Origin of the sequence: Humibacter sp. (assembly GCF_051954055.1) — a bacterium.
Classification (GTDB): Bacteria; Actinomycetota; Actinomycetes; order Actinomycetales; family Microbacteriaceae; genus Humibacter.
This window is the reverse complement of sequence record NZ_JBQCIE010000114.1, coordinates 1-9,970: the sequence shown is the minus strand read 5'-3', so window position 1 is coordinate 9,970 and position 9,970 is coordinate 1. Positions and strand designations below refer to the sequence as shown.

Below are 9,970 nucleotides of genomic sequence, written 5' to 3'. Positions count from 1 at the left end.
GGGGATCCTGCGCGGACTCGCCGTCACCGGAGGCGTCATCACGTCGGCGGGCCTCGTGCTGGCGTCGACGTTCGCGGCGCTCGGCGTGATCCCCATCCTGTTCCTCGCGCAGATCGCGTTCATCGTCGCGTTCGGCGTGCTGGTCGACACCCTGATCGTGCGCTCACTGCTCGTGCCCGCCGTGTCGTATGACATCGGCCGCGCGATCTGGTGGCCGTCGAAGCTGTGGCGACGCGACGCTCGATCGACGGGAGAGCGCTAGTCCGTCTTCGTCCAGGCGCTGCCGGGGCCGAGCAGCACCTGCCACAGCCAGCCGGCCGCGGTCTCCACCGACGGCCGCGGATCGCGCTCCAGCCAGGCCCGCACGACGCCGAGTGCGGCGCCCGTGACGCCGGCCGCGACCACCTCGAGCGGCACGCCGTCGTAGGCGGGTGAGGCGGAGCGGCTGATGCCCTCCATGGCCACCTGCTCGATCCGGTCTCGCACCCTGGCGGTCACGATGGCCGAGCCCCGGTCGCCGAGAACCCGCGAGTACAGGGCCGCGTGCTTCTCGACGTGGCTGAGGTAGATCCGCATCTCGTCCGGCGGCCCCGACACCGGTCCGGTCAGCATGGCGAGCCGCGCGCCCGTCTCCTCGAACGCCGCGTCGAGTGCATCCGCAAGCAGCACATCCTTGTCCGCGTAGTGCTGGTAGAAGCTGCTGCGATTGACGCCAGCGCGGTCGGCGATGTCGGCCACCGTGATCTCGTCGAGGGGCTGCTCGCGCGCGAGTTCCATCAGTGCGTCCTGCAGACTCGCGCGAGTCCGGGCGATGCGGGCATCCATGATCCGCGATTCTGCCACGACAGCAAGCGGCTGTTCGGCGCGACCTGAAGGAACTCCTGCGTTCGCTGAGAGTTCTCCAACAGCTGCCGGTTTTCCAACATGTGTCGGATAGCGTGGATGGCGCACCGTTCACCGTCGAGCTGCGCATCTCCCGCACCCGAGATCGAAAGGCTCGCCGTGGCCAACCTGCTCAACCGCCTCGGACTCTTCTCCGCCCGGCGACCGTGGACCGTTCTGGTCGGCTGGATCGTCGCACTCGCGCTCGCCGGGGGCGCATTCCTCGCGTTCGGCGGAACGCTCGCCACGAGCTTCAACATTCCAGGAACCGAGACCACGAAGGTCACCGATCAACTGCAGAAGCAGCTGGATCAGAGCGGAGGCGCGACCGGCACGGTCGTGTTCCAGACGACGAAGGGATCACTCGACGCCGACCAGAAGCAGCAGATCAGCTCGCTGCTGAAGTCCGTCGCCGGGGTGAAGGGCGTCGACAGCACCGTCGATCCGTTCCAGACGCTTGAGCAGCGCGAGGCGCAGCAGCAGAAGCTGGCCGACGGCCGCGCTCAGCTGGAGCAGGCGCAGGCGCAGTTGGATGCCGGCACGCAGCAGCTCCACGCCGCGATCGCGCAGGCGAAGGCCGCGGGCGTGTACGACCAGGCGTCAGCGCGGTTCGCGGCGCAGCAGGCGCAGCTGGATCAGGGCGAGGCGAAGCTCGCAGCCTCGAAGAAGCAACTGGATGCCGGCCAGAAGCTGCTCGACGCCGCCGCCGACATCAAGACGGTGTCGAACGACGGCAGCACCGCGATCGGCATGGTGCAGTTCAAGGACAGCCTGTTCAACCTGCCGGCCGACGTGAAGACGGCCGTCGCGCATAAGCTCGATGCCGCGAGCATCCCCGGCGTCAGGATCAACTACTCGTCCGAGATCGCGACCTCGATCAGCGGACTGATCGGCCCGGGAGAGATCACCGGCGTCGTGATCGCGCTCATCGTGCTCATCGTGATGATGCGTGCCCTGTTGCCGGCCGTGATGCCGCTGATCTCGTCGTTGATCGGGGTCGGCGTGGGTGTGGCCGGATCGATGGCGCTCTCCGGAACGGTCGACATGTCTTCTGTCACACCGGTGCTCGGCGTCATGCTGGGCCTCGCCGTCGGAATCGACTACTCGCTGTTCATCCTGAACCGGCATCGACGACAGCTGCTGGCGGGCATGGACGTGCGCGAGTCGATCGGCCTCGCCAACGGCACGGCGGGCAACGCCGTCGTGTTCGCCGGCGCGACCGTGCTCGTCGCGCTGCTCGCGCTGAACGTGAGCGGCATCCAGTTCCTCGGCGTCATGGGAACGGTAGGCGCCGTCTGCGTGCTCGTCGCCGTGCTCGTCGCCGTCTCGCTCACGCCGGCGCTGCTCGGGATGCTCGGATCGCGAGTACTCGGCAAGAAGGCCCGCGCGCAGATCGGTCACGAGGCGCACCGTGCCCCCGTCGTGCGCCCGATGCGCACCGGCCGTGCCGTGCTGAGCGTCGTCGCCGCGGTCGTCGGTCTGCTCGTCATCGCCCTGCCTGCGCTCTCGATGCGTCTCGGTCTGCCGGACGGGTCGTCCGAGTCGACGAGCTCGACGCAGTACAAGGCGTACAAGGCGATCGCCCACGAGTTCGGTGCAGGGCAGAACGGGCCGCTGATCGTGACCGCGACGCTGCCGAAGGCGGTGAACTCCGCGGATGTCACGGCCACGCAGGCGAGCATCGTCGGCGACCTGATGGCCCGCAGCGACGTCGTCGCAGTGGCGCCGATCGGTACGTCGAAGGCGAACGACTTCATGGCGTTCGAGGTGGTGCCGAAGGACGGCCCGAGCAGCGCATCCACCGAGAAGCTCGTGCACGAGCTGCGTGATCACGACCAGCTCCCGGGAGGCGCGACGCTGGGGGTCGCTGGGCAGGCGAGCGCCAACATCGACATCTCCGACAAGCTCGCCGGCGTGCTCCCGCTCTACCTCGCGGTCGTGGTCGGGCTGTCGCTGATCATCATGATCATCGTGTTCCGCTCGCTGCTCGTGCCGATCATCGCCACCGGTGGGTACGTGCTGTCGCTGTTCGCCGCGTTCGGCGGTATGACGGCCGTGTACCAGTGGGGATGGCTGAGCGCCGTATTCGGTGTGCACGATCCAGGTCCGGTGTTGAGCTTCGCGCCGATCATCGTGATGGGCGTGCTCTTCGGGCTGGCGATGGACTACCAGCTGTTCCTCGTCTCCGGCATGCGCGAGGCGTACGTGCATGGGCTGTCGGCGCGTGAGGCGGTCGTTTCCGGGCTGCGAGGCGGCCGGGCCGTGGTGACAGCGGCGGCCATCATCATGATCTCCGTGTTCGGCGGGTTCGTGTTCTCCGAACTGTCGATGGTGCGTCCGCTCGGCTTCGGCCTGGCGTTCGGTGTGCTCTTCGATGCGTTCGTCGTGCGCATGGTGCTCGTGCCGGGACTGATGCACCTGTTCGGTCGTGCCGCATGGTGGCTGCCGCGCTGGCTGAACCGCATCCTTCCCGACGTCGACGTGGAGGGCGCGAAGCTCGAGCGCAGTCATCCGCTCCACGGCGTGCCGGCGGCGAAGACGCCCGCACCTCCGGCCGGAGCGGCGGTGTCTGCGCCCGCCACCACGACCGCCGGTTGAGTAGCCGCCGAAGGCGGCGTATCGAACCCGCCCCCACTATCGCCGGTTGAGTAGCCGCCGCAGGCGGCGTATCGAAACCGTCCGCCACCAACACACAAGAGGAGACACCCATGGCGAACGAACGCGAACCGCTGACCGCGAACAGCCCGATCGGCCGATGGCTGGATGATCCGGAGGGCGGCCCGCTGGTGCGCGGCCTGCTCGCGGCCAGCGGGGCCGACGAGTCGACGCTGGCACCGATCAAGGGTCTGCCGCTGCAGCAGCTCGTGGCACTGAGCCAGGGTCAGCTGCCGCAGTCGGTTGTCGACGACCTCGTGCTCAAGGCCAACGGCGGCATCATGCCGGAAGCGGCGGAGAGCACCGGATGGACGGAGAAGATCACGCCCGGCCGGTTCGCCGGCAAGACCGTCATCGTCACCGGCGCCGCGTCGGGCATCGGCCGTGCGACGGCATCGCGGGTGGCTCGCGAGGGCGGGCGGGTCGTGGCCGTCGATGTCTCGGCCGAGCGACTTCAGGAGTTCACGGGATCGTTGCCCGACGCCGAGATCGTCACGGTCGTCGGTGACATCACGAAGCAGGACGATGTGGATGCCATCGTGGCCGCCGCAGGGGACCGCATCGACGCTCTCGCGAACGTCGCCGGCGTGAACGACGACTTCTCGCCGCTGCACGAGACGTCGGATGCCACCTGGGAACGGGTCATCGGCATCAATCTGACGGGCGCGTTCAAGCTCACCCGCGCGGTGCTTCCGGCGATGCTCGCGGCCGGCGCCGGATCGGTCGTGAACATCGCCTCGGAGGCGGGCATCCGCGGCAACGCCTCGGGCAACGCGTACACCGTGTCGAAGCACGGCGTGATCGGCCTGACTCGCAGCGCCGCATTCATGTACGGGCCGCAGGGCATCCGCGTCAACGCGGTGGCGCCCGGCGGTGTCGCAACGGGCATCCCGTTCCCGCCGAACGTGTCGCAGGCCGGGTCCGCGCGGCTGCAGCCGTTCCAGGCGATGATCCCGACCGTGGCGACCGCCGAGCAGCTCGCAGCGTCGATCACGTTCCTGCTCAGCGACGACGGCGTGAACGTCAACGGCGCCGTGCTGCCCTCCGACGGAGGCTGGTCGGTGCAGTAGCGTGCTACGCCGACTCGCGCACGAGGAGCGTGTGCGAGACCGATCGGTGAAGCTCGTCCCCGGTCTCGCCGCGGAGCAGCCCGCCCACGAGGTCCGTCGCGTGCCTGGCAAGCGCGCGCATGTCCACCGCGAGAGTGGTGAGCTCGGGGGTGACGAGCGTGCCGATGTCCAGGCCGTCCACCCCGATCACGGCCACATCGTCGGGCACCCGGATGCCCGCGAGCGCGAACCCCTTCAGCGCACCTACCGCGAGCACGTCGTTGAAGCACAGCACGGCGTCCACTTGAGGCGCCTTCTCGATCAGCGACGTCACCGCACCGACGCCGCCCTGGTGGGTGTCGACGGCGGCAACCACGGCGGATGCCGTCAGCCCGTGCTCCTCCAGCGCTGAGACGAGCAGGCGGCAGCGCAGCGACGGACCGTGATCGGAGTCGATCATCGCGATGCGCCGTCTCCCGCCGGCGACGAGGTGCGCGACCGCGTCGTGCATGGCGCCCGCGTACTCGAACCGCACGCCCGCGCCGCTTTCCACCGGATCGTCGGAGAGCAGCACGGTGGGAACGCGTGAGGTCACAAGCTCTCTGTGCCGGCGGGCGAGGTGGCCGACCACGGCGTCGACCCGGCCCACGATGGACTCGATGCGCTCGGTGCCGCGCCGCCCGCTGACATCCGTCATGACCACGCCCCAGTCCTGCTCGGCCGCGCGGTGCGTGAGTTCAGCGGCGAGCTCGGGGTAGTACGGGTTGCGCAGGTCGCCGACCACGAAACCGATGGTCATGTCGCCGCCGCGCACCAGGCGCTGAGCTGCGCGGTTGGGGCGGTAGCGCAGGGCGGCGGCGGCCTCCTGCACGCGCTGCTTCGTGGCAGGGCTCACGTCGGGCAGATCGTTCATGGCGCGCGTCACAGTCTGACGCGAGACGCCGGCGGCTGCGGCGACGTCGTTGATCGTCGCGGGCTTCACGCCACCCGAATCGGCTCTTGCCATGCTCGGAATGCTACTGGTAATCTCGCTCACCGTGAACGTTCACGGCGGCGCGGTCCGCCGGGCCCGCTTCGCCTTCTGACCGCCGGCACATCCCGGCCCACCCGAACACCGATCGTGAACGATAAGAGGAACACTCATGGCTGAAGCCCTGCAGCACGTGCGCTGGGGAATCGTGGGACCGGGAGGCATCGCGCACCGATTCGCCGAGCAGCTTCCGCACAGCGCGACGGGTCGTCTGGTGGCGGTGGCGAGCCGCGACGCCGAGCGTGCCCGCGCATTCGCCGCCGAGTTCGAAAGCGAGCCGGGCGGCATCCGCATCCACGAGTCGTACGACGCACTGTTCGCCGACCCCGACGTCGATGCCGTCTACATCTCGACCGTGCACACGCAGCACGTGCGCCTGACGATTCAGGCTCTGGATGCCGGCAAGCACGTCGTCTGCGAGAAGCCGCTCTCCATCGACCACGCCGGCGCGATGGCCGTCGTCGAGGCTGCCCGCCGCAACGGCAGGTACCTGGCCGAGGCGTACATGTACCGCTTCCACCCGCAGATCGTGCGGCTCGCCGAGCTCATCGCGGATGGTGCGATCGGCGAGGTGCAGCACGTGGACGCGTCGTTCGCGTTCCGTGCCGACCTGCCCGCCGAGCACCGGCTGATGAATCCCGAGCTCGCGGGAGGCGGCATCCTCGACGTCGGTGGCTACCCCGTCTCCGCCGCGCGCTGGGTTGCGGGTGCGGCGATCGGCGAGCGCTTCGCCGACCCCGTGTCGCTCACCGCGAAGGGCGAGGTCGGAGACACCGGTGTTGACGAGTGGGCGACGGCATCCCTCGTCTTCGCGTCCGGCATCACGGCCCACGTCACGTGCGGAGTGCGTCTCGAAGACGACAACCGCATCGTCGTGGCCGGCTCGAAGGGCCGCATCGTGGTGCCGCAGCCGTGGATCCCGAGCCCGACGGAGCCGAGCTATCTCGAGTTGAGCCGCACGGACGGGACCGAGACCATCAGCATCGAACCCGCGTGGCAGTACGCGCTTCAGGCGGATGCCGTTGCCGAGTACGCCGCGCAGGGCCAGAGCCCGAACATCGGATGGGCCGACTCGCTCGGCAACGCCCGCGTGCTGGACCAGTGGCGCGCCGCGATCGGGCTGGAGTATCCGTTCGAGGCGGCGACCGCGAACATCCCGCCGGCGAGCGGCCACGCACCGCGCACGCGAGCGGATGCCACCATGCGCTACGGCCGCATCCCCGGCCTCGACAAGGACGTGTCGCGCCTCGTGATGGGCGTCGACAACCAGACGACGCTCGGGCACGCCTCTGCCATGTTCGACGACTTCGTCGAGCGCGGCGGCAACGCGTTCGACACCGCCTACATCTACGGCGGCGGATCGATGGAGCGACTGCTCGGCCAGTGGGTGGTGAATCGTGGGCTGCGCGACGATGTCGTGATCATCGGCAAGGGTGCTCACACCCCGCACTGCGACCCCGAGTCGATCGTGCGCCAGCTCGACGAGACGCTCGAGCGGCTGCAGACCGACCACCTCGACCTTTATCTCATGCACCGCGACAACGAGCAGATCCCGGTGGGGGAGTTCGTCGACGTGCTCGACGAGCAGACCCGCGCGGGGCGCATCCGTGCATTCGGCGGATCGAACTGGTCGATTCAGCGGTACGAGGAGGCGCTGGCCTACGCGGATGCCAACGGCAAACAGCGCTTCTCGGCGCTGAGCGACCACTTCGGGCTCGCGCACGCACTGGATGTGCCGTGGGCCGGATGCCGACATGTCACCGATGTCGAAGACAGGGAGTGGCTGGAGCGCACCGGCACGACGCTGCTGCCGTGGTCGTCGCAGGCGCGCGGGTTCTTCGCCAGGGCCGACCGGGCGGACACCTCGGATGCCGAGCTGGTGCGCTGCTACTACAGCGACGACAACTTCGAGCGACTCGCGCGCGCCAGGCAGCTGGCGGCGGAGCTCGGAGTGGCTCCGACCGCGATCGCCCTCGCGTACGTGCTCGCCCAGACGTTCCCGACGTTCCCGCTCTTCGGGCCGCGCAGCATCGAGGAGACCCGCACCTCGATGGCGGGTCTGGATGTCACGCTCACCGACGAGCAGGTCCGCTGGCTCGACCTGCGCGCCTAGCCACGTTGCCGCTGCTCAGCCGGCGGCAGTCTGATGCTCGACCGTCGCGTCAGAGCCGGGGAACACGAGCGTCTCGTGTCCGTCGTCGAAGCGCACCAGGTACGGCGGCGCTCCGTCGTCGCCGCGCACCTCGACGATCTCGCCGTGCCGATCGGGTGCTTCGACGGTCGTTCCGCGAATGAGGATGCGCTCGCCCACCGATGCGCGCATGGTCACCATCTCCTTCGACGCGTGCTACCGACCATTCCAGGCTACGTCGGGTGCCGGTTCGCGCAACCGGCAGCCGACGCTGAGCGCCCCGACCTACCCGAACTGGGTACGCCGGCTACGTTCAGCAATGCTTGACAAGGCTCACGGCGTGGGACCAAGCTTTTCTTGGGTCGTTCATTGCTCTCCGTGGGGGCGGTGAGCAAGCGGCCCTTTTGAAAACAACTCGCCCGCTTACCCCATTTCCGCCCGATGAGCCGCAACCGAAGGCCCATCGGGCTTTGTGTTGAGGACGTGCCATGTTCACAGCGATCGACTCGTTCAGCGGATTCAGCGTCGACGACCTCGACGCGGCGCGAGAGTTCTACGCGACCACGCTGGGGCTCCAGGTCGCCAGCGATGGCGACATGGGCATCCATCTCACCCTTCCGAGCGGTGCCGAGGTCTTCGTCTACGCGAAGCCCAACCATACGCCCGCCTCTTTCACCATCCTGAACTTCGTGGTCGACGACATCGACGCCGCGGTCGACGAGCTGAACGCGGCGGGTGTGCAGACGAAGATCTACTCCGATGCGGAGTTCCCCACCGACGCCAAGGGCATCGCACGGCCCGGCAATCCCGAGTGGGGCCCCGACATCGCATGGTTCCGCGACCCGGCCGGCAACGTTCTCGCCGTCATCCAGGCATGACGATGACGGTGGTGCCGTCGAAACACCACCGTCACCGCGTGACCGTCTGGATGCGAGCTGCAACACGGTCTGAACGACTCTCGCATCGCGCCGGGTGCGTCGTTTCGGCGCAGCGGCCCGGCTCGCCGGTCACGCTCAGTGCGCACGGCGGACGGATGCCGCCACCCGGCACGTAGGCCAGGCGGCGGCGCCCGCCGCGCGTGTTCTCGTTACTGCGGTTATGCCTTGGCAGCGCGCCGGCGCGTGAACAGCAGCGCACCGAGCCCCGCGAGCAGGGCAAGGAGCGCGGCGCCCAGAGCGCCCAGCAGATCGGAACCGGTGTCAGCCAGTGAGCTCGGGCTCATGGCGTTACCGGATGCCTGCACCGACGAGACCGGCGTCACGTACGACACCGGAGTGCCGGGCGTGCCCGGGGTACCCGGGGTTCCAGGAGTGCCGGGAGTGCCCGGGGTTCCAGGCGTTCCGGGCGTCCCCGGTGTTCCCGGAGTCCCAGGGGTCCCCGGGTCGACCGCGGTCGCGCATCCGCTCGTACCGGAGCCGCCGATGACGCTGATCGCGTTGCAGCCGACCGTGACCGGGACACCCACGCCTATCGGCGCGAGGATTCCGCCGAGGAGGCCTCCGTTGCCGGAGGTGCTTCCCGCCGGGCCCGTCGCGCCGCCGACTGCGGTGTTCGCGCCGGTGGATGTGGAGTCGCCGATCACGCTGACCGCGTTGCCAGGGACCGTCACCGGAACATCGACTCCGCCCGTGACGAGCGTGCCACCGAGCAGACCTCCGTTACCGGACGTGCTGGAACCGGACGGTGCGGTCGATCCGGTCCCTCCGCTGGTGGTCGACGGGCTCGTGGTGGTGGAGTCGCCGACACCGCTGATCGCGTTGCCGCCGACGGTGACCGGCGCGCCGGCGCCGACGCCGGCCAGGAGGCCGCCCGCGACGCTGTTGTTACCGGTCGTGGTTCCGGATGATGCGCCGGCGGTTCCGGAGCCGTTGCCGCCGTTCACTGCGGTGGTGGGATGCGACGTGGCGGAGTCGCCGACCAGGCTGACCGCATTGCCGCCGACTGTAACGGGCGCACCGGCTCCGACACCGGCCAGGAGGCCGCCGCCGATGCTGTCGTTGCCGGAGGTGGTGCCGGTCTGCGCCGTTCCAGCCGGAGCCGTCGACCCGGAGCCGGTGCCTCCGTTCACTGCGGTTGCCGGGCTCGTCGTGCTGGAGTCGCCCAGTCCGCTGATCGCGTTGCCGCCGACTGTGATCGGGGCGTTCACCCCGACATCACCGAGAGCGCCGTTCAGCACACCGCCGTTGCCCGATGTGGTGCCGCCGGAGCCGGTGGCTCCCGTGG

The 9,970-nt window shown here is 69.2% G+C and carries 8 protein-coding genes and 1 pseudogene; 5 read left to right on the top strand and 4 right to left on the bottom strand.

Features of this window, described 5'->3' with window-relative positions:
- Positions 1 to 262 (top strand): MMPL family transporter (locus ACTHNC_RS15380; RefSeq protein ID WP_440295496.1); only part of this gene is annotated, 262 nt, incomplete at its 5' end.
- Here ACTHNC_RS15380 and ACTHNC_RS15375 read toward each other — a convergent pair.
- Positions 259 to 843 carry a TetR/AcrR family transcriptional regulator gene (locus ACTHNC_RS15375; RefSeq protein WP_440295495.1) on the bottom strand — a complete coding sequence of 195 codons (585 nt, stop codon included), beginning with the start codon at positions 841 to 843 and terminating at the stop codon, positions 259 to 261. The genes ACTHNC_RS15380 and ACTHNC_RS15375 overlap by 4 nt on opposite strands.
- 159 nt (positions 844 to 1,002) lie before the next feature.
- Between ACTHNC_RS15375 and ACTHNC_RS15370 the strand changes: the two genes are divergently transcribed.
- Entirely contained in the window at positions 1,003 to 3,480 is a 2,478-nt protein-coding gene (locus tag ACTHNC_RS15370) for an MMPL family transporter (protein ID WP_440295494.1), read from the top strand.
- A gap of 110 nt (positions 3,481 to 3,590) precedes the next feature.
- Entirely contained in the window at positions 3,591 to 4,607 is a 1,017-nt protein-coding gene (locus ACTHNC_RS15365) for an SDR family NAD(P)-dependent oxidoreductase (RefSeq protein ID WP_440295493.1), read from the top strand.
- A gap of 4 nt (positions 4,608 to 4,611) precedes the next feature.
- On the opposite strand, the gene ACTHNC_RS15360 is transcribed toward ACTHNC_RS15365, so the two are convergent.
- Positions 4,612 to 5,592 (bottom strand): LacI family DNA-binding transcriptional regulator, encoded by a 981-nt coding sequence (locus ACTHNC_RS15360; RefSeq protein WP_440295492.1) that lies wholly within the window; start codon positions 5,590 to 5,592, stop codon positions 4,612 to 4,614.
- 136 nt (positions 5,593 to 5,728) lie between these two features.
- Between ACTHNC_RS15360 and ACTHNC_RS15355 the strand changes: the two genes are divergently transcribed.
- Complete coding sequence (locus ACTHNC_RS15355) at positions 5,729 to 7,729, top strand: aldo/keto reductase (RefSeq protein ID WP_440295491.1); 2,001 nt, start codon at positions 5,729 to 5,731, stop codon at positions 7,727 to 7,729.
- A 15-nt stretch (positions 7,730 to 7,744) separates the two neighbouring features.
- Here ACTHNC_RS15355 and ACTHNC_RS15350 read toward each other — a convergent pair whose 3' ends face one another.
- Positions 7,745 to 7,939, bottom strand: a complete 195-nt coding sequence (locus ACTHNC_RS15350) for a DUF1918 domain-containing protein (protein WP_440295490.1) — start codon at positions 7,937 to 7,939, stop codon at positions 7,745 to 7,747.
- Positions 7,940 to 8,235: 296 nt separating this feature from the next.
- On the opposite strand from ACTHNC_RS15350, the gene ACTHNC_RS15345 reads away from it, so the two are divergent.
- Positions 8,236 to 8,625: a VOC family protein gene (locus ACTHNC_RS15345; protein WP_440295489.1), complete on the top strand. Its 390-nt coding sequence runs from the start codon at positions 8,236 to 8,238 to the stop codon at positions 8,623 to 8,625.
- Between the two features lie 218 nt (positions 8,626 to 8,843).
- Here ACTHNC_RS15345 and ACTHNC_RS15340 read toward each other — a convergent pair.
- A pseudogene (locus ACTHNC_RS15340) lies at positions 8,844 to 9,970 on the bottom strand (chaplin family protein); the annotation flags it as partial.

Bases quoted from the DNA above. Each gene is read 5' to 3' on its own strand.
- ACTHNC_RS15365 (WP_440295493.1), top strand. From the start codon at position 3,591: ATGGCGAACGAACGCGAACCGCTGACCGCGAACAGCCCGATCGGCCGA.
- ACTHNC_RS15360 (WP_440295492.1), bottom strand. From the start codon at position 5,592: ATGGCAAGAGCCGATTCGGGTGGCGTGAAGCCCGCGACGATCAACGAC.
- ACTHNC_RS15355 (WP_440295491.1), top strand. From the start codon at position 5,729: ATGGCTGAAGCCCTGCAGCACGTGCGCTGGGGAATCGTGGGACCGGGA.
- ACTHNC_RS15350 (WP_440295490.1), bottom strand. From the start codon at position 7,939: ATGCGCGCATCGGTGGGCGAGCGCATCCTCATTCGCGGAACGACCGTC.
- ACTHNC_RS15345 (WP_440295489.1), top strand. From the start codon at position 8,236: ATGTTCACAGCGATCGACTCGTTCAGCGGATTCAGCGTCGACGACCTC.